The sequence below is a fragment of the Pseudomonas sp. MWU13-2862 genome, from assembly GCF_023242495.1.
GTDB lineage: Bacteria > Pseudomonadota > Gammaproteobacteria > Pseudomonadales > Pseudomonadaceae > Aquipseudomonas > Aquipseudomonas gingeri_D.
Genome location: NZ_JALMEZ010000007.1, coordinates 179,701 through 204,878, shown reverse-complemented (window position 1 = coordinate 204,878; position 25,178 = coordinate 179,701). Strand labels below are relative to the sequence as shown.

General features: G+C 63.9%; 26 protein-coding genes. 13 read left to right on the top strand and 13 right to left on the bottom strand.

The window, feature by feature from the left end:
* Positions 1-55: 55 nt before the first annotated feature.
* Genes gspF through gspG form a run of 7 tightly spaced genes read right to left on the bottom strand, consistent with a single transcriptional unit; the run spans position 56 to position 8,211 of the window.
* The gene (gspF, locus tag M5C56_RS14740) at positions 56-1,267 is read right to left on the bottom strand and encodes a type II secretion system inner membrane protein GspF (RefSeq protein ID WP_103499064.1); all 1,212 of its coding nucleotides are present in this window, start codon (positions 1,265-1,267) and stop codon (positions 56-58) included.
* Positions 1,267-2,685 (bottom strand): type II secretion system ATPase GspE, encoded by a 1,419-nt coding sequence (gspE, locus tag M5C56_RS14735; RefSeq protein WP_247263189.1) that lies wholly within the window; start codon positions 2,683-2,685, stop codon positions 1,267-1,269. The genes gspF and gspE overlap by 1 nt, the downstream gene beginning before the upstream one ends.
* Positions 2,682-5,087, bottom strand: coding sequence for a type II secretion system secretin GspD (gspD, locus tag M5C56_RS14730; RefSeq protein WP_103497928.1), 2,406 nt, complete (start codon positions 5,085-5,087; stop codon positions 2,682-2,684). The genes gspE and gspD overlap by 4 nt, the downstream gene beginning before the upstream one ends.
* The gene (gene gspM, locus M5C56_RS14725; protein ID WP_103497929.1) at positions 5,084-5,626 is read right to left on the bottom strand and encodes a type II secretion system protein GspM; all 543 of its coding nucleotides are present in this window, start codon (positions 5,624-5,626) and stop codon (positions 5,084-5,086) included. The genes gspD and gspM overlap by 4 nt, the downstream gene beginning before the upstream one ends.
* On the bottom strand, positions 5,619-6,776 hold the full coding sequence (gspL, locus tag M5C56_RS14720) for a type II secretion system protein GspL (RefSeq protein WP_103497930.1): 1,158 nt from the start codon (positions 6,774-6,776) through the stop codon (positions 5,619-5,621). The genes gspM and gspL overlap by 8 nt, the downstream gene beginning before the upstream one ends.
* Positions 6,773-7,756 (bottom strand): type II secretion system minor pseudopilin GspK, encoded by a 984-nt coding sequence (gene gspK / locus M5C56_RS14715; RefSeq protein ID WP_103497931.1) that lies wholly within the window; start codon positions 7,754-7,756, stop codon positions 6,773-6,775. The genes gspL and gspK overlap by 4 nt, the downstream gene beginning before the upstream one ends.
* A gap of 8 nt (positions 7,757-7,764) precedes the next feature.
* Entirely contained in the window at positions 7,765-8,211 is a 447-nt protein-coding gene (gene gspG, locus M5C56_RS14710) for a type II secretion system major pseudopilin GspG (RefSeq protein ID WP_103497932.1), read from the bottom strand.
* Between the two features lie 521 nt (positions 8,212-8,732).
* Here gspG and hutH point away from each other — a divergent pair.
* From hutH to gspI, 10 genes are all read left to right on the top strand, one after another.
* Entirely contained in the window at positions 8,733-10,262 is a 1,530-nt protein-coding gene (gene hutH, locus M5C56_RS14705; RefSeq protein ID WP_103497933.1) for a histidine ammonia-lyase, read from the top strand.
* Positions 10,263-10,320: 58 nt separating this feature from the next.
* Positions 10,321-11,526 (top strand): alpha-hydroxy acid oxidase, encoded by a 1,206-nt coding sequence (locus tag M5C56_RS14700; protein ID WP_103497934.1) that lies wholly within the window; start codon positions 10,321-10,323, stop codon positions 11,524-11,526.
* A complete protein-coding gene (locus tag M5C56_RS14695; protein WP_103497935.1) occupies positions 11,523-12,899 on the top strand; it encodes an FAD-binding oxidoreductase in 1,377 nt (458 codons plus the stop codon). Before M5C56_RS14700 ends, M5C56_RS14695 begins: the two co-directional genes overlap by 4 nt.
* A 101-nt stretch (positions 12,900-13,000) precedes the next feature.
* Positions 13,001-13,837 carry a transporter substrate-binding domain-containing protein gene (locus M5C56_RS14690; RefSeq protein WP_100941101.1) on the top strand — a complete coding sequence of 279 codons (837 nt, stop codon included), beginning with the start codon at positions 13,001-13,003 and terminating at the stop codon, positions 13,835-13,837.
* Between the two features lie 73 nt (positions 13,838-13,910).
* A complete protein-coding gene (locus M5C56_RS14685) occupies positions 13,911-14,570 on the top strand; it encodes an amino acid ABC transporter permease (RefSeq protein WP_103497936.1) in 660 nt (219 codons plus the stop codon).
* On the top strand, positions 14,567-15,238 hold the full coding sequence (locus tag M5C56_RS14680) for an amino acid ABC transporter permease (protein WP_103497937.1): 672 nt from the start codon (positions 14,567-14,569) through the stop codon (positions 15,236-15,238). The genes M5C56_RS14685 and M5C56_RS14680 overlap by 4 nt, the downstream gene beginning before the upstream one ends.
* Before the next feature lie 50 nt (positions 15,239-15,288).
* Entirely contained in the window at positions 15,289-16,128 is an 840-nt protein-coding gene (locus M5C56_RS14675) for an amino acid ABC transporter ATP-binding protein (protein ID WP_103497938.1), read from the top strand.
* Positions 16,125-17,258, top strand: a complete 1,134-nt coding sequence (gene hisC / locus M5C56_RS14670) for a histidinol-phosphate transaminase (protein WP_103497939.1) — start codon at positions 16,125-16,127, stop codon at positions 17,256-17,258. Before M5C56_RS14675 ends, hisC begins: the two co-directional genes overlap by 4 nt.
* A gap of 3 nt (positions 17,259-17,261) precedes the next feature.
* Positions 17,262-17,999 (top strand): histidine utilization repressor, encoded by a 738-nt coding sequence (gene hutC / locus M5C56_RS14665; RefSeq protein WP_100941096.1) that lies wholly within the window; start codon positions 17,262-17,264, stop codon positions 17,997-17,999.
* A 129-nt stretch (positions 18,000-18,128) separates the two neighbouring features.
* Entirely contained in the window at positions 18,129-18,545 is a 417-nt protein-coding gene (gspI, locus tag M5C56_RS14660) for a type II secretion system minor pseudopilin GspI (RefSeq protein ID WP_103497940.1), read from the top strand.
* On the opposite strand, the gene M5C56_RS14655 is transcribed toward gspI, so the two are convergent.
* Positions 18,505-18,936, bottom strand: a complete 432-nt coding sequence (locus M5C56_RS14655; RefSeq protein ID WP_103497941.1) for a general secretion pathway protein GspC — start codon at positions 18,934-18,936, stop codon at positions 18,505-18,507. The two genes, gspI and M5C56_RS14655, sit on opposite strands and share 41 nt — an antisense overlap.
* A gap of 247 nt (positions 18,937-19,183) precedes the next feature.
* On the opposite strand from M5C56_RS14655, the gene M5C56_RS14650 reads away from it, so the two are divergent.
* Complete coding sequence (locus M5C56_RS14650; protein ID WP_103497942.1) at positions 19,184-19,636, top strand: GspH/FimT family pseudopilin; 453 nt, start codon at positions 19,184-19,186, stop codon at positions 19,634-19,636.
* Positions 19,633-20,244, top strand: coding sequence for a prepilin-type N-terminal cleavage/methylation domain-containing protein (locus M5C56_RS14645; RefSeq protein WP_103497943.1), 612 nt, complete (start codon positions 19,633-19,635; stop codon positions 20,242-20,244). Before M5C56_RS14650 ends, M5C56_RS14645 begins: the two co-directional genes overlap by 4 nt.
* Before the next feature lie 9 nt (positions 20,245-20,253).
* Here the strand turns inward: M5C56_RS14645 and M5C56_RS14640 are convergent, their stop codons facing one another.
* The 3 genes from M5C56_RS14640 to M5C56_RS14630 are packed head-to-tail and all read right to left on the bottom strand — an operon-like array spanning position 20,254 to position 22,500.
* Positions 20,254-21,189, bottom strand: a complete 936-nt coding sequence (locus M5C56_RS14640) for a FecR domain-containing protein (RefSeq protein ID WP_103497944.1) — start codon at positions 21,187-21,189, stop codon at positions 20,254-20,256.
* Between the two features lie 49 nt (positions 21,190-21,238).
* On the bottom strand, positions 21,239-21,787 hold the full coding sequence (locus tag M5C56_RS14635) for a sigma-70 family RNA polymerase sigma factor (protein ID WP_100941089.1): 549 nt from the start codon (positions 21,785-21,787) through the stop codon (positions 21,239-21,241).
* Positions 21,788-21,792: 5 nt separating this feature from the next.
* Positions 21,793-22,500: a TonB-dependent outer membrane receptor gene (locus tag M5C56_RS14630; protein WP_247263190.1), complete on the bottom strand. Its 708-nt coding sequence runs from the start codon at positions 22,498-22,500 to the stop codon at positions 21,793-21,795.
* Positions 22,501-22,671: 171 nt separating this feature from the next.
* On the opposite strand from M5C56_RS14630, the gene M5C56_RS14625 reads away from it, so the two are divergent.
* Positions 22,672-22,998, top strand: a complete 327-nt coding sequence (locus M5C56_RS14625) for a hypothetical protein (protein WP_103497945.1) — start codon at positions 22,672-22,674, stop codon at positions 22,996-22,998.
* A 236-nt stretch (positions 22,999-23,234) separates the two neighbouring features.
* Here M5C56_RS14625 and dctM read toward each other — a convergent pair whose 3' ends face one another.
* A complete protein-coding gene (dctM, locus tag M5C56_RS14620) occupies positions 23,235-24,518 on the bottom strand; it encodes a C4-dicarboxylate TRAP transporter large permease protein DctM (RefSeq protein WP_103499829.1) in 1,284 nt (427 codons plus the stop codon).
* Positions 24,518-25,156: a TRAP transporter small permease gene (locus M5C56_RS14615; protein WP_103499830.1), complete on the bottom strand. Its 639-nt coding sequence runs from the start codon at positions 25,154-25,156 to the stop codon at positions 24,518-24,520. Before M5C56_RS14615 ends, dctM begins: the two co-directional genes overlap by 1 nt.
* Positions 25,157-25,178 lie beyond the last annotated feature (22 nt).

Genomic DNA, 25,178 nt, shown 5'->3' with positions numbered 1-25,178 from the left:
CATCGCTTTCAGGCGTGCGTTATCCAGGTGGATCCGTGGCGGGTCACGACATCAGTTACTGCACCAACTGATTGATCTCGATGATCGGCAGCAACACCGCCATCACGATCAGCAGCACCACCGCCCCCATCACCACGATCATCAGCGGTTCGAGCAGCGCGGTCATGCCCATGGCCCGCCGCTCGATATCCCGCGACAGGGTCTGCGCCGCCCGCTCCAGCATCGGCGGCAATGACCCGGTCTTCTCCCCGCTGGCGATCAGATGGATCAGCACTGGTGGAAACACCTTCTCCACCTTCAACGCCGCCGCCAGGTTCACCCCTTCACGGACCCGCGCCGTGGCCTCGGTCACGCTCAGGCTCAAACGATCATTGGACACCGTCTGCCGCGCCGCCTCCAGGGCCCGCAACAACGGCACCCCGGCACCGCCGAGAATCGCCAGGGTCGAGGCAAATCGCGCGGTGTTCAGTCCCAGCACAAAGCGGCCGATCAGCGGCAGGCGCAAGATCCGACTGTGCCAGCCCAGCCGCGCCGCCGGATTGCGCAAATACAAGCGCCAGCCCCACAAACCGCCCACCAGGACGCCAAAACACAACCAGCCCCAGGCGCGGATAAAGTCACTGGCATTGAGCATCGCCACCGTCAGCCCCGGCAGATCCTGGCGCGCCTGGGAAAAAGCGCTGACCACCTGGGGCACCACATAACTGAGCAGGAAAATCACAATGGCCACCGACACCAGTCCGACCACTCCCGGATAGATGAACGCAGTGAGAATCTTGCCCCGCAGGTTGTTGCGTTCCTCGATGTAATCCGCCAACCGCTCCATTACCTGGGCCAGGTCGCCGGACTCCTCGCCCGCCGCGATCAGCGCCCGGTAGATATCGGGAAAGTCCCGTGGTCGCTTGGCCAGGGCTTCGGCCAGGCGCATGCCGCCGCGCACATCGGCGCGCACCGCGCTCAGGGTCTGGGCAATGTGCTTGCGCTCGGCCTGCTCCACCGTCGCGCTCAACGCGGCTTCCAGCGGCAGGCTGGCGCCCAGCAGGCTCGCCAGTTGCCGGGTGGCCCAGGCCAGGTCGTTGTCCGACAGTTTGGCGCTGAACATCCCGCTGGCGCTGCCACCGCCCTGGACGCCGTCGGCCTGGACCAGCAAGGCGGTCAACCCGCGACTGCGCAGCAGGCCCATGGCCGCGCCCTGGCTGTCGGCTTCCAGATGGCCGGTTTCGATCTTGCCCAGGGCGTCGGCGGCTTCGAAGCGATAGCGATTCATCAGGCGTCCCGTGTCACGCGAAGGATTTCTTCCGGCGCGGTGGCGCCGCTGCGTACCCAGCGCTCGCCGTCCTCGCGCATGCTCAACATCCCGGCGGCACGGGCGGCCAGGCGCAGGGCCTGCTCGCCGACACCCTGGTGGATCAGGCTGCGGATATCGTCGTCAATGCAGAACAGCTCGTGGATACCGGTGCGGCCGCTATAGCCAGTGTGATTGCACACGCTGCAGCCCAACGGACGCCAGGTGCCGGGCGCGGCCGGGTCTTCCTGGCGACAGTGCTGGCACAGGCGCCGGACCAGGCGCTGGGCGAGCACACCGAGCATCGACGAAGCCAGCAGAAACGGTTCCACGCCCATGTCGATCAGGCGGTTGACCGCCGATACCGCGTCATTGGTGTGCAGGGTCGCCAGCACCAGGTGCCCGGTGAGCGAAGCCTGCACGGCAATCTGCGCGGTCTCCAGGTCGCGGATCTCGCCGATCATGATGATGTCCGGGTCCTGGCGCAGGATCGCCCGCAAGGCCAGGGCGAAAGTCATGTCGATCTTGGCATTCACCTGGATCTGGCTGATGCCCGGCAAGTCGTATTCCACCGGGTCCTCGACGGTGAGGATATTGCTGGTACTGGCGTCGAGCCGCGCCAGGGCGGCGTAGAGGCTGGTGGTCTTGCCGCTGCCGGTGGGCCCGGTGACCAGCACGATGCCGTGGGGTTGACGGATCAGATGGTCGAGCCGGGACAGCACATCGGGGTCCATGCCCAGGGTTTCCAGTTGCAGACGCCCGGCCTGCTTGTCCAGCAGGCGCATCACCACCCGTTCGCCATGGCCGGTGGGCACGGTGGAAACGCGGATATCGATAGGGCGACCAGCCACGCGCAAGGCGATGCGACCGTCCTGGGGCAGGCGTTTCTCGGCGATATCCAGCTGCGCCATGATCTTGATCCGCGACACCAGCGCGCCATGTAGCGCCTTGCGCGGCGAGACCACATCGCGCAGGGTGCCATCGACCCGGTAGCGCACCACCGAATGGGTCTCGAAGGGTTCGATATGGATATCGCTGGCCTCGTCCCGCGCGGCCTGGGTCAGCAAGGCGTTGATCATGCGGATCACCGGGGCGCCGTCCTGGGTGTCGAGCAGGTCGGTAATTTCCGGGATGTCCTGCATCAGCCGGTCGAGGTCCACCTCGTTTTCCGCCGCCCCGACCACCGCCGCCGCACTGCCGGTATCGGCATAGGCGCTGGCGAGCAGGCCGTCCAGTTCCTCGTCGCGGACCTGTTCCAGGCGGGCCGGACCGAACTGTCGGCGGACTTCGCTGATGGCCCAGCCCGGGGTCGAGGGACAGGCGGTCAATACCGCCCCATCCTCACCGTCGCGCAGCAACACCCGCTGCGCCTTGGCCCAGGCGTAAGGCAGCGCACTCATGGCTGGGCACGCTCGTTGACCGACAACGGCACCGCGCGAATCGCCGCCCGTGGCGTTTGCGGGGCCGACGGCGCGGAACCCGGGATCGCCTGGGCCGCATTCGGCAACTGCGGGGCCTGCATATCCGGCATGGCCCAACTGCGATCCGGTTGCAGGCTGCCCTGGGCCCGGCGAATAAAGTCATAACGGTTCAGGGTGATGCTGCGTCCCGCCGCACCGTCGCGAATGATATAGGGCCGCAGGAACACCATCAGGTTGGTCTTGTTGGTCTCGCGCCGCTCATGGCGAAACAGCGCACCGATCCCGGGAATACTCGACAGAAAGGGCACGCCGTCATTGGTCTGGGTATAACCGTCCTGCAACAGGCCACCGAGAACCATGATCTGGCCGTCATCCAGCAGGATGCTGGTGTCGATCGCACGCTTGTTGGTCACCGTGCCGGCGGCCGCCGCCGAAGCCCGGTCGTCCACCGTACTGACTTCCTGGTAGATATCCAGCTTGACCGTGCCGCCTTCGGAAATCTGCGGCCGCACATTGAGCTTGAGACCGACCTCCTCGCGCTGGATGGTCTGGAACGGATTGCTGCCAGAGCTGCTGGCGTTGGTAACGTACTGGCCGCTGACAAAGGGAATGGTCTGGCCGACGAAGATGCTCGCCACTTCGTTGTCCAGGGTCAGCAGGTTCGGCGTCGACAGCACGTTGGAACCGCCCTTGGATTTCAAGGCCCGGGCCAGCACCTTGAGGTCCATGACCTGCCCCACGCCGGGGATATTCACCGATCCCTTGACCAAGCCGAGGCTCAGCCCCTGGGGCAGTACATCAATACTGCTCTTCGCGGTGCTGACCAGATTGGTGCCGCCCAGGTTGACCCCACCGATCACCCCATTGCCGGCCAGGTTGCCGGCTTGCCATTGCACGCCGAACTCATTGGCATCGTCTTCGCTGACTTCGACGATCAGGCTTTCGATCACCACCTGGGCGCGGCGCTGGTCCAGTTGGTCGATGACTTCCCGCAGATTGCGATACAGCGGGTCCGGCGCGCTGATCAGCAAGGTATTGGTGGTGGCATCGGCCTGGATGGTCACCCCACCTGCCGAGAAGGCCACGCTCTGGTCCGAGCCCTGATTTGCACCGCCCGCCTGCGAGCCCCCGGCGCGCGCGCCCTGCCCGTAGGACGAACCGCCCGTGGTGCCGGTGCCACTGCTTGTGGTGCCGCTGCTGCTCTGCGTGCCGGCCTGGCCGTTCTGGCTGCCGCTGTTGCTGTTCATCCCGCCATTACTGAGCATGGCCCGGGTCGGGTCGCCCTTGCCATCACCGCTGTCGCTTTCCCCCGTGAGCAGCCCGCGCAGGGCCTGGGCCAACTTGCCGGCCTGGGCATTGCGCAGGTACACCACGTGCAAGTTGCTCGGGTTGCTCTGGGCATTGTCCAGTTTGTAGATCAATTCACGTGCAAGTTGCGTGCGCTCCGGGCTGCCGGAGCGAATGATGATCGAATTGGAACGCGGGTCGCCGAGCACGATGATCTTCTGGGTCGGATCATTGCCGGGGCTGTCCAGCAATTCGGAGACCATGCTGGCGATATCGCTGGCAATGCCGTTCTGGATCGTCACCACATCGGTGTCGATGGCACTGGGAGTGTCGATACTGGCGATCAGCGTGGCGACCCGATCCAGGTTCTGCGCGTAATCGGTGATCACCACGGTGTTATTGCCCGGGTAGGCGTTGATCGGATTGTTCGGCGAGACGATGGGGCGCAGCACCGGGATCAGGTTCACCGCGTTTTCGTATTGCAGGCGGAAGGTCCGGGTCAGCATGCCGCCCTGGGCTGGACGGTCGGCGCTGTAGATCGGCCCACCGAGCAGCTTGGCATCGGCTTCCGGCACCACCTGGCTGACCCCGCCGACATCCACCACGCTGAAACCCTGCATGCGCAAGGCCGCCAGCAACATGTCATAGGCCTGATGGGCCGGTACTTCGCCTTCGGAAACCAGGGTCAGGTTACCCTTGACCCGTGGGTCCACCAGGAACTGTTGCCCGGTGGAACGCGACAAGGCACGGACCACCGCCTGGATATCGGCGTCGACGAAATTCAACTGCACCGGCTGGTTGCCCAAGGGGCTGGGCGCCGGACTGCCCTTGGCCGCGCCCCGGCCCGCTGCGGGACTGATCGGCGCACGGGGCTGGCGATGTTGCTGTTCCACCTGGGCCTGGAGCCGCTGCCGATCGGCCACGGCATCGCCATTCTTGACCGTCGAGGCCAGGGGCCGGCCCAACTCGCTTTCCACCAGCAAGGGTGGCTGCGACTCCGGTGGGCTATTGCTGCAGGCACTCAAAGCCATCAACAACCAGGGCGCCGCGGCCTGCCGACAACGCAAGGCCGATAAAGAACCTGACCACTTCATGAAGCTTCCTTAGCGCCAAGCGCCTGATCCATGCGAACGGTTCCGGACAGTTTGCCTGCCGTGTCATCGGGTTCGGTCGTGCCTTTGCGCTGCAAGCGGGCCTCGACCACTTCCAGGGTGAATAAAGGGGGGGTGCCCAGCAGCCAGCCCACCAGACCATCCGCCGGGGCATCGTCGAAGGTCAGTAGCCAGCCGCCGCCGACACCTTGCAATTGGTAATGTCCGGCCAGCCCTCCAGCGTCCAGGCTGCTGCGCAATCCGGCCTCGACATTGCCGGCATTCGGGCCGGCAAGCCCGTGCAGCAGGCCGTCGAGGGTCTGCGCCTGGGTCCGCAACCTGGGCGTTTCCAGGCGCCAGAAGTCGATCTTCTGCAACGGTGGCTGGATCAGCACGAACCACACCAGCAGGCCCGAGACTCCCACCGCCATACCCAGCACCAACTGTCGCTCGCGCGGGGCCAGGCTTTGCCAATACAGACGGGCCTGGCTCGAAAGCTGGCGCCAGCGGTTTCGATAGCGATTGATAAAGGCCTTATTCACTGTCGTTCTCCGCCAGCGGTTGTGGGCCGATGGTTTTCAGGACCCAACCATCGGCAACCGCCGTCGCTTCCACCCCGGCCTGGGTCAGGCTGAGTTGCCAGGCCTTGTCGCGACCGCCGCCCGGCGTGCCCGGCAGCGGGCTCAGGTGCAGTTCGCCGTGTTCGAAGACCAGGGTTTGCAGGCTGCCGACCATAAAGGGCATGGCACTGCCGGCCTGCTGGACCAACCGGGTAAAACCGCTGTCACCGGGCGCGCCGTTCTCGCGCAAGGCCAATTGCTGACGGGCCTGTTGCAATGGATTGAGGATCATCGGCAAGGCCGGGAATGCCTGCTTGACCCGCTGGGTCATCCAGGCCTTGAGTTGCTGGCCTTGTTCCACCTGGCGAGCGGCATAGAGGTTGAGACCCACGGCCCAGACCGCCACCGCAAGCACCATGCAGGCAACCGCGCGTCCCCAACCACCGGCGTTGCCTGCCATCGGCTGGACCGCACCGTGCAAACCCCAACCCGGCGCCTTGCCAGACCAGGCCCGGTCTTCGGGCAGGCTCTGGACCAAGGCGTTGTCCGGTGCCCCAGCACCCACCCAATGCACCACGCCACCGCTATTGAGCAGCTCCGTCAGAGCCGCGTCGACGGCCGGATGAACCTGGGCCTGGTCCTGGCTGCGGCGCATCAGCAGATGCTCGTCGCGCACCGCCACCACCGGCGCTTGGGTCGCGTCCACCGGCAAGCAGTAGGCCGCCGGGTACAGGCCACGCAACTTGAGCCCGGACTGACGCAGCACAGCGCCCAAGTGCTCCAGCAGCGTCCGTTGCAACCAGGCGACCTGCACCTGCCCTTGGGCATCCCGCGGGCTGTGGACGATATGCATCGACTCGCAACCGCCAAGGATCAGCGCCTGGGCCGCACAGCCCACCGCCGCCTGGATCCTGGCCGGCGGCAGGTTGGGTAATTCGAGACTGGCCAGCAGACTGTCGCGCGGATGCAGGTAACACTCTACGGCGACGCCTTTGTGCACCTGCCCCAACTGCGCCAGGCTGCCGCGGCCCTGGTCGGTCAGCTTGCCCTGGCGATCCAGCCAGGCAAACTCCAGCGGGCTGTCCAGGGTCAGCGTCTCCAACGGCGGCAAGGCCAAGCGCAGGGCAGTCATACGCCCACCCGCGACCAGATCACCTGGGGCATCTGCAATTCCTGGCGATATAACAGCACCGCCAGGCTGACCCGGCGGCTGTCGCTGCGTGAACGGGCATTGAGGCGGAACCAGTCGCTGGTGATGCCGACCTTGATATCGCTGACCACCAGCTCGGGCATCCGCAGGCGATTGACGAAATCGCCCCGGTTGATAAACCAGCGTCCGGCATCACGCTCAGACACCAGATTGCGCGCACGCGACAACGACAGCCCAGGCACCTGGGAAGCCAGGACTTCGGCGCTGGCGGTATTGCCGTTGACCCAGGTGTTGGCCGGCAGGATCGTCACATGGGGTGCCAGCAGCGCCAGCACCGCGTCGTCCACACCCGCCAGGGCGCCGAGGTCATCCAGGCTGTGCAACATCGGCCGGGTCGCCGGCAGCGGCTTGAGCGCGGTTCCCGGCGAGGTCAGCCGGCCGCTGTCAAAGCTGCCCTTGACCGGTGGCGCAGCGGGCGCGTTATCCGGCAGCAACGCGTAAGCAGCGGTCACCCGCTGGACAATCCGCTGGCCCACGGCAGGCTTGACGCCGATCGACTCGCACAACTGCTGGAAAGCCCGCACCTGATCGGGATCGACCCGGCTGTCGCGGACCAGATTGCGCAGGTTGAACTTGCCCTGCTCGTCTTCCAGGCGCCCGCTGAAGTGCCCGCCGCGCTCGCTCAGGCCGGCGGCGGACAGCGGCTGGGCCCAGGCCTGGTCAAGACGGGTCAAGGGATCGTGCTGGCGGGCATCCCAGAGCAATTGCCGACTCAGCTCCAGGCCGCCGCGCAATAGCCAGGCGCCCTGGACCCGCGACTGCTCGGCTTCGAGGCTACGGGTGAAGACAGTCTGGCGCGCGAGCATGCCGCCGGCGATCACCGCGACCACGGCGGCAATCAGCAAGGCGCTGATAATCGCCATGCCGCGTTGCCCGGCGGCTGTCAGCGAAGGATTGGTCATGACCCGGACTACAACTGCCAGGAGCCGATATCAGCATCGGTGCCTTCGCCGCCCGGCTTGCCGTCGGCGCCCAGGGAGAACACATCGACTTCACCGTTGGCCCCGGGGTTGAGGTACTGGTAAGGACGCCCCCACGGATCGTTGGGCAGGCGTTCGAGATAGGAGCGCCAGGTGCTGTCCTTGGCATTCGCCGGGCGCTCGGCCAGGACCTTCAGGCCCTGGTTCTGGTTCGGGTAGGTGCCGTGGTCGAGGCGATAGAGCTTGAGGGCCTGCATCAGGCTGCCGATGTCCTGCCGGGCGGCGGTGACCCGGGCCTGGTCGGGGCGGTCGAGAACCTTGGGCACCACAATGGCCGCGAGGATCCCGAGAATGACCACCACGACCATGATCTCGATCAGCGTGAACCCTTTCTGGGCGCCGATCCGCGAGCGGGAACTGATGTGCGCGATATCCATCTCGACATTCCTTGGCTTGATTCGATTCGCCGCGGATTGTTGCAAGAAGATATGTCACCGGTATTGAAAATCCTCGGGAGGAAATACCTGCCACCCCGTTGCGCGTTTCTAGCGCCAGCGTTCAGTCTCGCGAAGCCCGGCCAGTCGTTTGGCGAGTGAAATCGCCACAACCTGTATATACAGCATGAATTTTCATCATTGCTTCCCCGCCTTTATCTCCCCGCGACACCTTGCAGGCCAAAGCGAGCATCCGTTGCCCGCAAGCCTTGTTTCGCGAAAAACCCTACTACCATTGGTTTCAATTCGCCCCAACAGTGTGCGGGAGGCGCGGTTTTGGTGCGGCTTTTGGTTACACATTCAAGATTCAACAGCCACTGTCATTTTTTCGCAAGCGACGGGAATCGGGTCTGAAACGCCACTCTCTGGGCGGAATAGCAGTTCTGGCCCGCATATTGCTCATCCTGTATATACAGGAACATATAGCCACCTATTCCACCCACCCTCCGCCTTAGGACACTGCCATGCCCGCACCTCTGCAGCTCAAGCCCGGTCAACTCACCCTGGATCAACTGCGCGTCATCTATCAGAAGCAATGCGCGATCGAGCTGGACCCCGCCGCTCGCGAAAACGTCGACGCCAGCACCCGCACGGTGAACGAGATCATCGCCAACCAGCGCACCGTGTACGGCATCAACACCGGCTTCGGCCTGCTGGCCAGGACCTCGATTGCCACCGAGTCGCTGGCCAAGCTGCAACGCAACCTGCTGCTCTCCCACTGCACCGGCACCGGGCCGCTGCTCGATGATGCCAGCGTCGGCCTGATCATGGCATTGAAGGTCGGCTCGCTGGCCCGTGGTTTTTCCGGGATCCGCTGGGAAGTGATCGAAGCGCTGGTCAAGCTCTATCACGCCAAGGTCTATCCGTGCATCCCGTCCCAGGGCTCGGTGGGCGCCTCGGGCGACCTGGCACCGCTGGCCCATATGTCCGCCGTGCTGATCGGCGTCGGTCGCGTGCGCCATGAAGGGCGGGAAATGGATGCCGTCGAAGGCCTGGCGATTGCCGGCCTGGAACCCATGGTGCTGGGGCCGAAGGAAGGCCTGGCGCTGATCAACGGCACCCAGGTCTCCACCGCACTGGCGTTGCGCGGGCTGTTTGCCGCCGAGAAACTGTTCAGCGCCGCCGTGGTGGCCGGCAGCCTCTGCGTGGAAGCCTTGAAAGGCTCGGACGTGCCCTTCGACCCGCGCATCCAGGCGGTACGCGGTCAGCCCGGACAAATCGACGTGGCCCAGTTCTATCGTGAACTGCTGGCGAACAGCGAGATCCGTCAATCCCATATCGATTGCGCCCGGGTCCAGGATCCCTACTCGCTGCGCTGCCAGCCGCAGGTCATGGGCGCTTGCCTGGACCATCTGCGCTTCGCCGCCGGGGTGTTCCTGCGTGAATCCAACGCGGTTTCGGATAACCCATTGGTGTTCAGCGCCGACGGCGACGTGCTCTCGGGTGGCAACTTCCACGCCGAACCGGTGGCGATGGCCGCTGATGTGCTGGCCCTGGCGATCTCCGAAATCGGTGCCCTGTCCGAACGACGGATCGCGCAACTGGTCGACCCGGCGCTCTCCGGTCTGCCGGCCTTTCTGGTCCGCGAAGGCGGCCTGAACTCGGGGTTCATGATCGCCCAGGTCACCGCCGCGGCCCTCGCCTCGGAGAACAAGACCCTGGCCCACCCGGCCTCGGTGGACAGCCTGCCGACCTCGGCCAACCAGGAAGACCATGTGTCGATGGCGACCTTTGCGGCTCGCCGCTTGCTGGATATGGCCGGCAACAGCAGCGCCGTGGTGGCCATCGAACTGCTCGGTGCCGCCCAGGGCGTCGACCTGCATGCCCCGCTCAAGACCTCGGAAAAACTCGCTGAAGTCCTGGCGATGATTCGCCGCGAGGTCGCGCACTACGACGAAGACCGTTACTTCGCGCCCGATATCGCGGCGGCCAGGAACTGGGTCGAATCCGCCGCCTTCGAGAGCTGGCTGCCCGCCGCACGTCTGTATGCCTGATTAACACCGGGTTGGCGCAGCCCTGCTGCGCCACTTTCTTCACGCCATAGGGATCGCCATGCGTCGCTACTATTCAGGGCCGGATTTTCACCGGGCACAGAGCATTGCCGAACTGGCCGTCATGGCCCGGCAACGCCTGCCGCATTTCGCCTGGGAATACCTGGAAGGCGGAGCGGAGGAAGAGCTGACGCTACGCCGCAATCGCCGGGCGTTTGCTGATATAGCGCTGTTACCGCGCACCCTGATGCCCTGCTCGGTGACGCAAACCCAGCGCTCGCTGTTCGGGCGAGAGCTGCCGCTGCCCATGGCCATCGGCCCCACTGGCTACAACGCGATGCTTTACCGCGATGCCGATATTCATTTGGCCCGCGCCGCCACCGAGCGCGGCCTGCCCTTTACCTTGAGTACCGTGTCCACCAGTTCCCTGGAACAATTGGTCACGGCGGTGCCCGAGGTCAATCTCTGGTTCCAGCTCTATTGCCTGCGTGACCCCGCCGTTGGCGCGGACCTGCTGCAACGGGCCGACGCGGTCGGTTGCAGGACCTTGCTGCTGACCAGCGACGCCGTACTGCTGGGCAATCGCGAATGGGATCGGCGCAACTTCGTCCGCCCCCGGCAACTGAGCCTGCGCAACCAGCTCGACGTACTCTGTCACCCACGCTGGATGGCCCAGGCGCTATGGCCACGGGGCCTGCCGATCCTGGGCAATATCGAGCGCTACCTGCCGCCCGGACAACGCACCATCGAAGGCGCCGCGCACTTTATCGGCAGCCAGATGGACACCGGTCTCGACTGGGACGCACTGGCCCGGTTACGCGAGCGCTGGCCCCATCGGCTGCTGCTCAAGGGCGTGCTGCACCCGGCGGATGCCGAAAAAGCCGTGACGTTGGGACTCGACGGGTTGGTGGTCAGCAACCATGACGGCCGTCAACTCGACGGGGTTCCCGCCAGCCTCGACTGCCTGCCGGCAATTGCCGCCGTGGCCAAGGGCAAGCTCGCGTTGCTGCTCGACAGCGGTATCCGGCGCGGCAGCGACATTCTCAAAGCCTGTGCACTGGGGGCCGACGCGGTGTTGCTGGGGCGATCTACCCTGTATGGAGTCGCCGTCGGCGGACAGGCCGGCGCCGGCCATGCCCTCGATCTGCTGGCGCAAGAGCTGCGCCTGGCCCTGTCCTTGCTGGGCACTGCGAACCTGAACCAGCTTGATCGTCGTGCCCTGGTGACGACGCCCTCTACCCTTTCCGACCGTGAGTTGAGCCGATGAGCGATTTACCACACACCCTCGAACTGCTGCGTCAGGCGTTGGGGAATGACGCCGTCGTCACCGGCGCCGATATCAGTCAGCGTCACTACAGCGACTGGACCGGCCATGCCCCGGCCTGTCCCGCCGCGCTGCTGTTGCCACGAACCACGGCGGACGTGGCGAGTGCCTTGCGGATCTGCAATGGTGCCGGACAATCGGTGGTTCCCCAGGGCGGCATGACCGGGCTGGCGGGCGGCGCTGTGCCCAGGGCCGACGATATCGCCCTGTCCCTGGAACGCCTGCGCGGCATTGAAGAGATCGACCCCGCCGCCGCCACCATCAGCGTCCTGGCCGGCACCACGCTGGAGGAAATCCAGCAGGCGGCGCTCAACGCCGGTTTTGTCTTCCCCCTGGACCTCGGCGCTCGCGGCTCGTGCCAGATCGGCGGCAATATCGCCACCAATGCCGGTGGCAATGCGGTGATCCGCTACGGCATGACCCGCGACCTGGTACTCGGACTGGAAGTGGTCCTGGCCGATGGCCGGGTGCTCGATCTGCGCAACAAGATGATCAAGAACAACTGTGGTTATGACCTGAAACAGTGCTTTATCGGCAGCGAAGGCACCTTGGGCGTGATTACCCGCGCGGTCTTGAAGCTCGCCCCGCAACCGGGCCAGACCAGCACCCTGCTCTGCGCCCTGCCCGACTACGCCAGCGCGGTCAGCCTGCTGCGGCGGATCCAGCGCAGTGTCGGCACGCCGCAGGCCTATGAATTGATGTGGCAGGACTTCTTCCGCCTCGGCGTCAGTTGGCTGGAAAACTCGACGGCACCGATGTCACTGGAGCATCCGCTGTATGTGCTGCTGGAGTCCGCCGGTTCCCAGGAGCAGCTGGAAACCTCACTGGAAGAGGCGTTCGCCGCCGGTGAGGTCCTTGATGCGGTTCTCGCCAGCTCCCAGGCCCAGGCCCGGGGACTCTGGAAGATCCGCGAAGCCACCGGTGAGTTTCCTGTCCGCATGACCCCATTGAATTTCGACGTCAGCCTGCCCATCGGCCTGATCGGCGACTTCGTCGAGCGTTGCCGCATACGCCTGGAACAGCACTGGCCGGGCAACCACAGTGTGTACTTCGGCCACATCGGTGACAGCAACCTGCACCTGACCCTGGACTGTGCGTCCCTGCCCCAACCCGCGCCGATCCTGGCCATCGAGGAGCTGGTCTACAGCGCGGTCGGCGAACTCGGCGGCTCGGTGTCCGCCGAACATGGCATCGGACTGCTCAAGCGCGAGTTTCTCCATCACTCGGTCGGCCCCGAGGCCCTCGCCGTGATGCGCCAACTCAAGGACTGCTTCGACCCCAACGGCATTCTCAACCCGGGCAAGATTCTCGCCTGAGGGCTGTATATACCGCAATGGCACGTTAACTGCTGTTACCAAGCTGAATCACCGCAGGAACACACACTCAACCTCGCTGCATCCCCTGAAGGAGTGACACCATGCAACTCGATTCTCTATTCAGTAAACGATTCAACGGCCTGTGCCTGGCGCTCACCCTGAGCGTCGCTTCCCTGGCGGCACATGCTGATCAACTGGCGGACGTCAAGAAAGCCGGTGAACTGGTGGTAGGTACCGAGCTGCAATTTGCGCCTTTCGATTTCACCGACAACGGCAAGCAGAAAGGCCTCAACTCCGAGCTGTTCGAGCAGTTGGGCAAGGAACTGGGAGTCAAGGTGAAATTCCTCGACCTGCCGTGGCCAAGCGTATTGCCGGGGCTTGAAGCGAAGAAATTCGACGTGGTCGCCGGCCCGATCATCGTCACCCAGGCCCGTAAAGAGCGTTATCACTTCATGCTGCCGATCGCCGAAGCCACCGTGGCCTTGATGATTGGCGCCAACGACAACAGCATCACCAAGCCGCAAGACATCGCCGGCAAGGCCGTGGGCGCGGGCAAAGGCTCGGCGCAACTCGAGGAACTGAAGACCTTCGCCGCGACGCTGCCGGAGAAGGTCACCATCCGTGAATACGTCGACAACAACCAGGCCTACGCGGACCTGGCGGCCAAGCGCATCGTCGCCGTCGCCAACTCGCTGCCGAACATTTCCTATGTCGCCGCCCAGCGCAGCAATGCCTTCAAAGTGGTCCAGCCACCGTTCGGCAAAACCTCCTACTTCGCCTACCTGGGACGCAAGGATGACGACGCCAACAGCCTGATCGCCGCACTCGATGCCGCCCTGCTGAAAATGCATGCGGACGGGCGCCTGGCGGCCTTGCAGAAAAAGTGGCTGGGTGCCGAGATGAATGTGCCGCAAGCCGACTTCACCCCAACCTGGTAAATCCGCCCGCCCATTGGAGGACCTGATCGCCGGCCAAGCCTGGCCGGCGATCAGCTGAGTTGGAGTCACTGCAATGTTCGATTGGCCTTTATTTTTGCAGAACCTGCCGTTGCTGCTGACCAGCCTGCTGGTGACCCTCGAGGTCTCCACCGCGGCCCTGGTGATCGGCTTTTTCATCGGCATCCTGATCGCCAGCCTGCGCCTGTCGCCGCTGCCGTTGCTCAGGCGCCTGGGGGGCGGCTACATCTTCGTGTTCCGGGGCATTCCGCTGCTGGTGCAATTGCTCTTTGTCTATTACTTCCTGCCACGGGTCGGGCTGCCCAATGTGTCGCCGCTGACGGCCGCGATCATCAGCCTGTCGTTGTGCGCCGGGGCTTATATCGCTGAAATCCTCCGGGGCGGCTTTCTCGCCATCCCCGGTGGTCAGCTGGAAGCGGCCGGGCTGCTGGGCCTGAGTACCCGGCAGATGCTGGTCCGCATCCGTGTGCCGCAAGCCGTGCGCCTGACCCTGCCGGCCCTGGTCAATGAAATGATCCTGCTGATCAAGGCGTCCTCGCTGGTGTCGGTGGTCGGTCTCGCCGACCTGACCCGTACCGCGCAGAACCTGGCGGCCAGCGACTACCTGTTCGTCCAGGACTACCTGATGCTGGCCGGTTTCTATTGCCTGATCAATATCCCACTGGCGTTCTGCGGCGGCCTGTTGGAACGACGCATGAAGGAGCAACAGACATGATCTTCGACTACCGGGTCATTACCGAGCACCTCGACGATATCGCCCAGGGCTTCACGGTCACCCTCGGCACCTGGTCCGCCGGGGTGGTCCTGGGGTTGTTCCTCGGCTTGCTGATTGCCGTGGCCCAATTGTTCGGCAACAACCTGATTCGTGCACCGCTACGGGCGTTTATCGAGGTGATTCGCAGCACGCCGTTTCTGGTCCAGCTGTTCCTGGTCTATTACGGCGGGCCGTCCTTCGGCCTCAGCCTGGACCCTGTTCCCGCCGGGATCCTCGGGCTGGGCATCTATGGCAGCGTGTACTTCGCGGAGATCTTCCGCACCGGTTTCGAGTCGGTGGCCCGTGGCCAACTGGAGGCGGCCGACTGCCTGGGCATCACCCGCTGGCAATGCATCCTGCGCATCCAGTTGCCGCAGATGCTGGTGATCATCCTGCCGGCGCTGGTCAACCTGGTGACCATCCTGTGCAAGGAAACCGCGGTGCTGTCGATCATCACCATCCCGGAGCTGACCATGGTCATGACCGGTATCGGCTCGCAAACCTTCGCCTTCGTCGAAACCCTGCTGGTGCTGTGTATCGGCTATCTGCTGCTGGTGGAGTTCTGTTCACGCCTGGGCATGGTCCTGGAGACCCGGGTCGGCCGCTTTATGAGCAGGCAGCCGCAATGACTATCCAACAACGCCCCCTGCCACCCATTGTCCCGAAACAAGGTGACCCCATGAAGACCTCCGAACAACTCCCCGGCGACTCGCAACCCATGGTGCGCCTGCACAATGTCGGCAAGAGCTTCGGCGCCCTGCGTGTACTCAAGGGGATCGACCTGCAGGTCCGGCATTCCGAAGTGGTGTGCCTGATCGGCCCTTCCGGCTCGGGCAAAAGCACCCTGCTACGGAGCATGGCCTTTCTCGAAGAGTACGACGAAGGCGAGATCCATATCGAAGGCCAGTTGCTTGGCTATGTGCCGGACAACGGCAAGGGCCGCAAACGCGCCGCGCAAGCCCAGATCAATCAGGTCCGGCGCAATATCGGCATGGTCTTCCAGCAGTTCAACCTGTGGCCGCACATGACCGCGTTGGGCAATGTCAGCGAAGCCCTGCTGCGGGTGCGCAAGCTGCCGGCCGCCGAAGCCCGTAAACGCGCCCTGGCGATGCTCGACAAAGTCGGCCTGGCGCACAAGGCCGATGTCTATCCAATCCAGCTCTCCGGCGGTCAGCAGCAGCGCGTGGCGATTGCCCGGGCGCTGGCCATGGAGCCGCACATCATGCTGTTCGACGAACCGACTTCGGCCCTCGACCCGGAGCTGGTGGGCGAAGTCCTGCAGGTCATGAAGACCCTGGCCAAGGAAGGCATGACCATGGTGGTGGTCACCCATGAGATGGGTTTCGCCGCCCAGGTCGCCGATTCGGTGGTGTTCCTCGACCAGGGCCAGGTGGTGGCCCAGGGCACCCCGCAGCAAATCTTCCACAACACCGAACACCCCCGTCTGCAGCAATTCCTGCAGAACTATCTGGATCGCAATGCGTTCTGGCAAGACAACAAAGAGGCTTCCCCGGTATGAACGCTGCTGAACTGCAACTCCTCGCCCGCCCCCAGGTGCGTGATCTGGCCAGCTACAACGCCGGCCTTGGCACCGAAGCGGTGCGCAAACGCTTCGGGCTGACCCGGGTGGCCAAGCTGGGTAGCAACGAAAACCCCCTGGGGCCGGCACCGGCGGTCGCCGCCGCCATGACCCTGGCCTGTTCCAGCATTGCACTGTACCCGGATGCCAGCTGCCTGGAACTGCGCGCGGCCCTCAGCGCCAAGCTCGGCGTACCGGGCAATCAGCTGGTGTTCGGCAACGGTTCCGAAGATTTGCTGAGCATTATCAGCCGGGTGTTCCTCGACCATGGCGATGAAGTGGTCACTGTGGTGCCCTCGTTCGGCCTGCACTTTATCTACCCCATCGCCGCCGGGGCCCGGGTGACGGGCGTGCCGATGACCGATGAAGGCCGTTTCGACGTGCCGGCAATGATTCAGGCGCTGACCCCGAAAACCCGTCTGCTGATGTTTTCCTGCCCTTCCAACCCGGTCGGCTGCACCCTCGATGCCGACGAGCTGCAACGCCTGTTGGCGGCACTGCCGGCCCAGTGCCTGCTGGTGTTCGACGAGGCTTATTACGAGTACGCGCAATTCGAAGAGGGTTATCCCGACTGCCTCGGTCTGATCCAGGCCAGCGGCAAGCCCTTTATCCTGCTGCGGACCTTCTCCAAGGCGTATTCCCTGGCCGGCTTGCGGATCGGCTACGGCATCGTCAGCGACCCGATGCTGGCCGACCTGATCGACCGCCTGCGCACGCCGTTCAATATCAATCGCGTGGCCCAGGCCGCGGCGATTGCCGCCCTGGCCGACGAGGAGCACCTGCAAGCCACCCTCGCCCACGTCGCCCATGAGCGCCGGCATATGGTGATTGCCTTGCAGAACCTGGGCCTGGACACCGCGCCGTCGCTGGCCAACTTCCTCTTCTTCAGCACGCCCTATCCGGCTGAAACCATCAACCAGGCCTTGCTGGGCAAGGGCATTATCGTCAAACCCTGGCGTGAAGACGGCTACACAGAGTACTTGCGTGTCTCCATCGGTAGCTGTGAGGATAACGACCTTTTTCTCAAAGCCCTGGCAAGTGTTCTTGCCGCTCAAAAAGATGCGGACTGACCCATGATCAAAAATGCACCGCAAGCCCTCTATCGGCGCGCGAAGGACTTTGTGCAAGACAAGCTGCGCAGCGGCGAATGGAAGCCTGGCGACTTGATCCCCTCGGAAAACCGCCTGGTGCAGGAACTGGGCATTTCGCGCATGACCGTCAACCGGGCCTTGCGCGAGCTGACGGAAGAAGGTCATCTGTTGCGTATCTCCGGCGTCGGCACCTTTGTCGCCGAAAGCAAGCCGCAATCGAATCTGCTGCGCATCACCAATATTGCCGATGAAATCATCGCCCGCGGGCACAGCTATTCCTGCCGGGTCCTGCACCTGGGCCGCGAGGCGGCCTCGATGCCGGTGGCCGCCGCGCTGGCGCTGCCTACCGGCTCGTCGGTGTTTCACCTGATCTGCGTGCACAGCGAAGAAGGCGTGCCGGTGCAGTTCGAGGATCGCTATGTCAATCCCGAGCTGGTGCCGGACTTTCTGCAACAGGAGTTCGGTGAACAGCTGCAACCGGCACGCTACCTGTTGCAGGTCATTCGTCCCGACGAGATGGAGCATATTGTCGAGGCCGGTCACCCCAGCAGCGACGAAAGCCGGCATATGCAGATCGACGCCCTGGAGCCATGCCTGATCCTGGTACGGCGGACCTGGAGCCAGAACAAGATTGTCACCTACGTTCGCCTGACCCATCCCTCGTCGCGGTATCGCCTCGGCAGCCGCCTGCCGGTGAGTGGCGCCCACAGGGACAGTTAAGGGAAGACCTGTCATCGGCTGAAGGCGAATCAACGGCAAGCCGTTGCGAAAAGCTCGGGAGCTTTGGTCAGCAGGCGGTCAAACAAGCCCCCTAGTCTTGAGCCCGGGTTCCCCTCTCGAGTCGACTTGATGCCCCGTCCACACCACCAAGGTGGTTTCACCCTGATCGAAGTGCTGGTGGCCCTGACAATCATCGCCGTCGCGCTGTCCGCCGCCGTGCGCATGGCCGGGGTGATGACCCAGAGCAACGGGCTGTTGCGGGACAAATCCATCGCCTTGCTGGCGGCCCAGAGCCGTCTGGCGGAATTGCGCCTGGAAGGACGCCTGCCCGTCGGGCGCAAATCCTTCGAATGCGATCAGGGCCGGCTGATGTTGCGCTGCGACCAGATGATCGGCGCGTTCGGCGCCGGTCTGTTCAAAGTCGATATCCTGGTCCTCGATCGCAGCCGCGAGGCGCCACCGCTGGCCCAGTTGGAAACCGTGCTGAGCCCGGCCCAACCGGCACTCAAGGGCGGGTCAGCTTCGGCAGGAACGGCGCAGCACTGAGGCGGGTCACGTTCAGGTGGAGTTTTTCCGTGCCTCGCTCGACAACAATGCCTTCGGGCTCGATGGCCAGCAGGCGTACGCCCTGGCTCAGGGTTTCGCCCGCCAGGAAACTGCGCGGAGGGCCGTCGTTGAGACTGAGGATCGCCACCGCTCCGTGCACCCCGGCCATGACTCCGGAGACCTTGATATCGAGCACCGCCGGCTGGTTGGAAAACCATTGCAGGGCAGGGTTGTCGCTGCGGGTGCCGGCGGTTTGCGGCAGGCCTTCGGGTAACAGCGATGGCGCGGGCTTCAGCAACAGGCTGGACCAGGTCAGCGCACCGGCCAGGGCCGCGAGCAAGGCCAGCGCCTGAACGAACTGCGGCGGGGAAAAACGGTGACTCCATTGCATGCTTGAGGTCCTTCTCGACAGTGATCCGAAACAGAGGCTGCGCCGCAAATCCCTGTGGGAGCTGGCTTGCCAGCGATAGCGATGTATCAGGCGACAACGATGTCGACCATGAATTCGTATCGCCAGCAAGCCGACTCCTACAGAAACGCGCTCCCATCAGACTACCTGTCAATTCTCACGTTTTTATTTCACATGCTCATCATCTTCGCGGCGCAGCCTGTATCAACCCCCAAGGAGCCCTTGTCGAATGGATGTCGTGCGCCCCCAAGCCGGTTTCACCCTGATCGAACTGATGGTGGTGCTGGTCATCATCGGTATCGCCAGTGCGGCCATTGGCCTGAGCATCAAGCCGGACCCGTTGCACCTGCTGCGCAAGGACGCCGAGACACTGGCCCAGGCCCTGCAGGTAGCCCAGGCCGAGGTCCGGGCCGATGGCCGGCCGATTCGCTGGCTGAGCGACAGCAAGGGTTATCGCTTCAGCCGCGGCGACGACCAGGGCGGCGTCGAGCAGTTCGCCCAGGACCCGCAGCTGCGCCCCCGCGCCTGGCTGAGCACACCGATGCAGGTGCGTATCGACCCGGGCAAAAGCCTGCTGTTGACCGCCGAGTGGATCGGCGTGCCGTTGCGCCTGTCGCTCTCCGACGGCCAGCACAGTATCAGCGTGCTGCGTAGCGCCACCGGCGAGGTGAAGGTGCAATGAACAGGCGCCAGCAAGGCTTTACCCTGATCGAAGTGATGGTCGCGATCATGCTGATGGCGATTGTCAGCGTGATCGCCTGGCGCGGGCTGGACAGCGTCAACCGCGCCGACGAACACCTCAAGGCCAGCGCCGGACAGACCCGCGAACTGCTGGCGGCGTTGGGGCAGTTGGAGCGTGATGTGGCGCTGCGCGCCAGCATTGAACTGGTGGAACCGGTGGTGGTGGATACCGAACACGAAGCCCCGCCCGCCCCCGTGGCCCTGAGCGTACGCAGCGCCGAGGGCAAGGGCTTTCGCCTGGAGCTGATCCGCGCCGCGCCGCAGCAGGACGGCGCTCTGCAACGGGTGCGCTGGTGGTTGCAGGGCGGCACTCTGTATCGCGCTGCTGGACCGGCGCGCACGCAATTCCCGTTGCCGGCGGCCAAGGAGGGTGTCGCGGTACTGGCTCAGGTGCGGGAAATGGACTTGCGGGTCTGGCAACCGGGCAAGGGCTGGCGCAACCTGGGCGGTAGTCATCAGGATAATCCCCAGGGTCTGGAAATCACCCTGGTGCGCGACACACCCCAGGGGCCGGAGCGTTATCGCCAGGTGCTGGGCCCGCTGGAATAGCGGGCCTCGCTAGCTCAGCAACACCACGCCACCCGGCAACTCGGTGCACTTGGCTCCGTAGGCATCGCGGATCAACAACGCCACCCCCGCCAACTGATCGAGACTGAAACGCGCCTGGACCTTGCGTTTGCCCAACTCGGCATTGAGCAACACCAGCATGCCCGGGCGATAGCGGTTGATCTCGTCGATCACCGAGGCCAGGGTCGCATCATTGAACACCAGCATCTTGTTACGCCAGGCGATCACGTTCGCCGCATCGACCGTTTGCGGCTCGCCGGTATGCTGGGCGTCATAGGTCAACTGTCGGCCACTCTCCAGACGAAAGCTGCGGCCCTGCACCTGCACCGTCAGCAGACCTTCGATACAGGTCACACAAACGCTCTGGTCAATATGACGCACGTTGAAACGCACCTGATCGGCATGTAACCAGCCCGGACCGGCCTGGACGCTGATCGACTCACGCGAGCGCGTCACCACTTCCACTTCACCACTGACCAGTTCGATCCGCGGGCTGCCGCCGACCGCCGCCAGACGATTGATCCGGGTCTGGGTGTTGAGCTCCAGGCGGATATCGTCGCTCAGGTCGATGCGCCGCTGCTCGCCGACTTCGGTGACGTAATCGGCACCCAGCCCGGAAAAACCGCCGGGTATCGTTTCGCGCACCAGGAAAAAAGCCGCCGACGCCGCAATGGCAGCGCCGAGAAAAGCCCTTCGGCCAAACTGCCGGGCACGGGGCGGATGCTGCAATTGCAAGGTGGCCGGCTTGAGGGAGTGCCACATCGACTTGCTGCGTTCGAACGCCTGGGCGTGTTCCGGGCTCTGCGCGCACCACTGGCGCAAGGCCCGGGCATCGCCGGCGGTGGCCCGCCCCGAGGTCAGGAGGATCAGCCAATCCTGGGCTTCGCTGTGCAATCGAGCGGTCTCGCCGGCCCGGGAATCAGTCATGGAAGTCGTGTTCAAGCGCGCAGGTACTCAAGAAAATTTTGCTGGTCTATTACCTAGACGGTTTTCCCGCACCGGGACCGAACCGCTGAATCACTTTTCTTTCAAGGCGTGCCGCGCAATGCCCCAGGGCGGCCTTCAATTCCTTTTCGACCATGCGCGTGGAAATCCCGAAACGTTGGGAAATCTCCAGGTGCGGCGCTTCTTCCAGACGCGCCGCGATAAAGATCCGCCGTCGCCGTGGCGGCAGTTCATACAGGGCGCTGAGCAGCAACTGGATCTCCTTCTGCCCCCCCACGACCCGCTCCGGGTCCTGGGATTCGTCGCTGACCTGCAACAGTTCCTCGATTTCCTCACCCGTCAACAAGCGCGCGTCGGCCTGACGGCGATCGGCGGCGATATTAAGCGCCATGCGGTACAGATAGGCGTTGGGCTGGGTGAGGTTGAGCGGCGCTTCCATGCGGTCGACCCGCAGGTAGGTTTCGTGCAGGACGTCGTTGGCCAGATCCTCGGAACCCAGGCGTCGGCGCAAGCGCGCCTTGAAGTCGTCATAGGAGGTCAGGAACAACCGGACCATAGGACTCTGCCCGATATTCTTCATACTTATCAGGCTCCTTCCCGCTCTGTGCATTCCATGCTGCTTCCTGCTGAGTTCGGCGTTATTAGAAGGGTTATCGGTTGATGCAGCGACGTTGGCGCGGGACGCCTGACACGCACACCACTCAACCGTGCCACCAGCGCCCCGTCGCGCTGAATATCTCCGGTGGAACTGACCAGGCGGCTGTACTGGACATCACCGGCACGCCCGATCCACACCTGCAACACCGCCCGGTAAGTCCCCGGCCGGGTCAGCGGCAACGCACACAAGGCCTGCTCGATCGCCACCTGGATCGCCTGGGCATAACTGCTTGCCATGGCTCTCGCCGCCGAACCCTCGCTCCCCTTGCCCGTCGGCCGCTCGTTGACTTGCGCCACTTGCAGGGTGAAGGCATCGGCCCGAGCGTAACGCGCCATCAGGCCAGTGCCGGTGAGCAACAGGCTCAAGGCTTCGCTGGCCCGATAGCGACCCTGCACGGCAAAGGATCGACGTGCGCGGGTCAGGTCGCGGTCCACCAGCACCGCCATGCCGGTCAGGCGACTGAAGGTATCCAGTGCACCAGCCAGCTCCTGGGCGGCAATGTCCAGGTCCAGGCGCGCCTCGGGATCAAGCTGGACCGGTTCCGCCGCCAGGCACGAACAAATCCCGCCCAGCAGCCAGCCGGCCAGGACCAGGCTCGCCAAGGGATAGCGAAAGAACGACAGACGCACCGCCACGGATCGAAGTCCCTGCACAGCTGACGTGTTCCTGAAAATCGTCATCCTGAGGGCTGTTTATGAACCTGATGTTACGTTCACTGCAAAAAAACCATCACCTGGTGGCGAACGGCTTTGATCTAGACTAAAGGACCAGAGAAACCCTTCTTCCAGGGTCGCCAGGAGGCGTCAATGAAATGCTCATCAACCCTTACCGCGCTGTTGTTGCTCGCGCTATCGGGCTCGGCGCTGGCCGCTGAGCCGACCGCGCAACCGGTCGGTTGCATCGACGTCAGTGTCGGCGGCTACAAGGCCCCGGACTACAACTGCCTGAGCCAGCAGATGAGCGACCCGGAGCAGACCCAGGCGCGGCAGAAGAACCAGGAAGCACTGAACCCCGACATCAGCAAAAAAGCCCCCAACAAACTGGGACTGGCAACGCCGGCCGCCACCAGCGTACGCATGGGCAATACCTTCGGCACCTCGGTGATGCCGCAGCGGCCACCAGCGGGCCAGTGACCCCTGGCTGCCCTTGAAGGAAATTCGAAGCCAGGCGCGGTCCTTGTAGGAGCCTGGCTTGCCAGCGAAGGGGCCCTCAAGATCGCCAAAAGCTTCGCGGGCAAGCCCTGCTCCTACAGTGCATTGTCGGCCACAGATTTTGTGTACGACACAGACCTGTAGGAGCCTGGCTTGCCAGCGAAGAGGCCCTCAAGATTGCCAAAAGCTTCGTGGGCTGGCCTTGCTCTTCCAGAGCATCAAGGCATGCCCAACCAGTGCGGCAGCGTCAGCGAGATCATCGGCACGTAGGTCACCAGGATCAGGAACGCCAGCAGGATCATCAACCACGGCAACGCCGCACGGATAGTCTGTCCCAGGGTGAGCCCGGTTACCGCCGAGGTCACGAACAGGTTCAACCCCACCGGCGGGTGCACCAGGCCGATTTCCATATTCACCACCATGACGATACCCAGGTGAATCGGGTCAATCCCCAGCTTCACCGCTATCGGGAAGAAGATCGGCGCCAGGATCAGCACAATGGCCGACGGCTCCATAAAACTACCGGCAACCAACAGCACCACGTTGACCATCATCAGGAAGCCGATCGGCGTCAGCCCTTCGGACACCACCCAGTTGGTGATCTGCTGCGGGATCTGCTCGGTGGTCAGCACATGGGCGAACAGAATGGCGTTGGCGATGATGAACATCAGCATGATCGCCAGTCGACCCGACTCCATCAGCACCTTGGGACAATCGCGGATCTTCATGTCCTTGTAGATGAACAAGGCGACAAACGCCGAATACACCGCCGCCACCGCCGCCGCTTCGGTCGGGGTGAACAGGCCGCTGTAGATCCCGCCCAGGATGATCACCAGCAACAGCAACCCCCAGAAGGCACGGCGCGCCGCCGTCAACCACTCGAGAAAGGTCGCCCGGGGTTGCGCCGGTAATTTCTTGATCCGCGCAACGATATAGATCGCCACCATCAGCATCAGGCCCAGCAGCAGCCCGGGAATCACCCCAGCCATAAACAGCTTGCCCACCGAGGTTTCCGTGGCCGCCGAGTAGACCACCATGACGATCGACGGCGGAATCAGGATGCCCAGGGTCCCGGCGTTGCAGATGATCCCGGCACCGAACTCCTTCGGATAACCCGAACGGACCATCCCCGCCACCGCGATGGAACCCACCGCCGCCACCGTCGCCGGCGAGGAACCGGACAAGGCGGCGAACAACATGCAGGCCAGCACGGCGGCAATCGCCAGGCCCCCACGAATATGCCCGACACAGGCGTTGGCGAAATCGATCAAGCGCTTGGCCACGCCGCCGGTGGTCATGAACGCACCGGACAACAGGAAGAACGGAATCGCCAGGAAGGTGTAGGCGTCCGAAGTCTCGAATAGCTTGATCGCCAGGGAACTGAGGGAGTCCTGGCTGAAGATCAGGATCGACACCGCGCCGGACAGTCCCAGGGAAATCGCAATGGGCACGCCGAGGAACATGAAGGTGAACAACAGCAGAAACAGACAGAGAACGGCCATCAGTGCTGCTCCTTGTGTTCACTCGCCAGCTTGCTCGCTTCGCCGGCTTCATCTGCCAGGCCCAGACCGGCCTGGCGACGGGTGAAAATGCGGTAGAAGATTTCCAGGTAGCGGATCAGCACCAGGGCAAAACCCACCGGCACGATCACCACGATATAGCCGACCTTGATCCCATACTGATCGAGGTCTTCGGCACCGATCCCGGCGGCGAGTACCGCGCTCAGCCACTTGTAGCTGGCCACCATGAACAGCCCGGCGTAGGCCAGGCAGCAGGCGCAGGCGAGCAGCGCCAGGTAGCGTTGCACCGGACGCGGGGTCAGCTTGACCAGGGCGTCGACCCCGAGGTGGCCGGCGGTGCGCACGCCGTAGGAGATACCGAAGAAGATCAGCCAGCCGAACATGGCCTTGGTCAGGGCCACGCTCCAAGTCATGTCCTGGGCCACGGTCATGGTGGCGTCGCCCAGGCTGTTGAAGAAGGCGCGGCTCCAGGCCCAGCGATCAGCCAGGTTGAAGAACAGCGTGTAGATGTTGTTGGCCATCACATAGACAAAGGTCACCAGCGTCATGGCCGCCAGCAGGAAAGCGATAAAGCCTTCCTCGAAATGTTCCCAGATGCGCCGCAAGGGTTGCGTTTGCATGGACAGGACTCCGCGAGAGGGA

Bases quoted from the DNA above. Each gene is read 5' to 3' on its own strand.
- gspF (WP_103499064.1), bottom strand. From the start codon at position 1,267: ATGAATCGCTATCGCTTCGAAGCCGCCGACGCCCTGGGCAAGATCGAA.
- gspE (WP_247263189.1), bottom strand. From the start codon at position 2,685: ATGAGTGCGCTGCCTTACGCCTGGGCCAAGGCGCAGCGGGTGTTGCTG.
- gspD (WP_103497928.1), bottom strand. From the start codon at position 5,087: ATGAAGTGGTCAGGTTCTTTATCGGCCTTGCGTTGTCGGCAGGCCGCG.
- gspL (WP_103497930.1), bottom strand. From the start codon at position 6,776: ATGACTGCCCTGCGCTTGGCCTTGCCGCCGTTGGAGACGCTGACCCTG.
- gspK (WP_103497931.1), bottom strand. From the start codon at position 7,756: ATGACCAATCCTTCGCTGACAGCCGCCGGGCAACGCGGCATGGCGATT.
- gspG (WP_103497932.1), bottom strand. From the start codon at position 8,211: ATGGATATCGCGCACATCAGTTCCCGCTCGCGGATCGGCGCCCAGAAA.
- hutH (WP_103497933.1), top strand. From the start codon at position 8,733: ATGCCCGCACCTCTGCAGCTCAAGCCCGGTCAACTCACCCTGGATCAA.
- M5C56_RS14700 (WP_103497934.1), top strand. From the start codon at position 10,321: ATGCGTCGCTACTATTCAGGGCCGGATTTTCACCGGGCACAGAGCATT.
- M5C56_RS14695 (WP_103497935.1), top strand. From the start codon at position 11,523: ATGAGCGATTTACCACACACCCTCGAACTGCTGCGTCAGGCGTTGGGG.
- M5C56_RS14690 (WP_100941101.1), top strand. From the start codon at position 13,001: ATGCAACTCGATTCTCTATTCAGTAAACGATTCAACGGCCTGTGCCTG.
- M5C56_RS14685 (WP_103497936.1), top strand. From the start codon at position 13,911: ATGTTCGATTGGCCTTTATTTTTGCAGAACCTGCCGTTGCTGCTGACC.
- M5C56_RS14680 (WP_103497937.1), top strand. From the start codon at position 14,567: ATGATCTTCGACTACCGGGTCATTACCGAGCACCTCGACGATATCGCC.
- M5C56_RS14675 (WP_103497938.1), top strand. From the start codon at position 15,289: ATGAAGACCTCCGAACAACTCCCCGGCGACTCGCAACCCATGGTGCGC.
- hisC (WP_103497939.1), top strand. From the start codon at position 16,125: ATGAACGCTGCTGAACTGCAACTCCTCGCCCGCCCCCAGGTGCGTGAT.
- hutC (WP_100941096.1), top strand. From the start codon at position 17,262: ATGATCAAAAATGCACCGCAAGCCCTCTATCGGCGCGCGAAGGACTTT.
- gspI (WP_103497940.1), top strand. From the start codon at position 18,129: ATGCCCCGTCCACACCACCAAGGTGGTTTCACCCTGATCGAAGTGCTG.
- M5C56_RS14655 (WP_103497941.1), bottom strand. From the start codon at position 18,936: ATGCAATGGAGTCACCGTTTTTCCCCGCCGCAGTTCGTTCAGGCGCTG.
- M5C56_RS14650 (WP_103497942.1), top strand. From the start codon at position 19,184: ATGGATGTCGTGCGCCCCCAAGCCGGTTTCACCCTGATCGAACTGATG.
- M5C56_RS14645 (WP_103497943.1), top strand. From the start codon at position 19,633: ATGAACAGGCGCCAGCAAGGCTTTACCCTGATCGAAGTGATGGTCGCG.
- M5C56_RS14640 (WP_103497944.1), bottom strand. From the start codon at position 21,189: ATGACTGATTCCCGGGCCGGCGAGACCGCTCGATTGCACAGCGAAGCC.
- M5C56_RS14635 (WP_100941089.1), bottom strand. From the start codon at position 21,787: ATGAAGAATATCGGGCAGAGTCCTATGGTCCGGTTGTTCCTGACCTCC.
- M5C56_RS14625 (WP_103497945.1), top strand. From the start codon at position 22,672: ATGAAATGCTCATCAACCCTTACCGCGCTGTTGTTGCTCGCGCTATCG.
- dctM (WP_103499829.1), bottom strand. From the start codon at position 24,518: ATGGCCGTTCTCTGTCTGTTTCTGCTGTTGTTCACCTTCATGTTCCTC.
- M5C56_RS14615 (WP_103499830.1), bottom strand. From the start codon at position 25,156: ATGCAAACGCAACCCTTGCGGCGCATCTGGGAACATTTCGAGGAAGGC.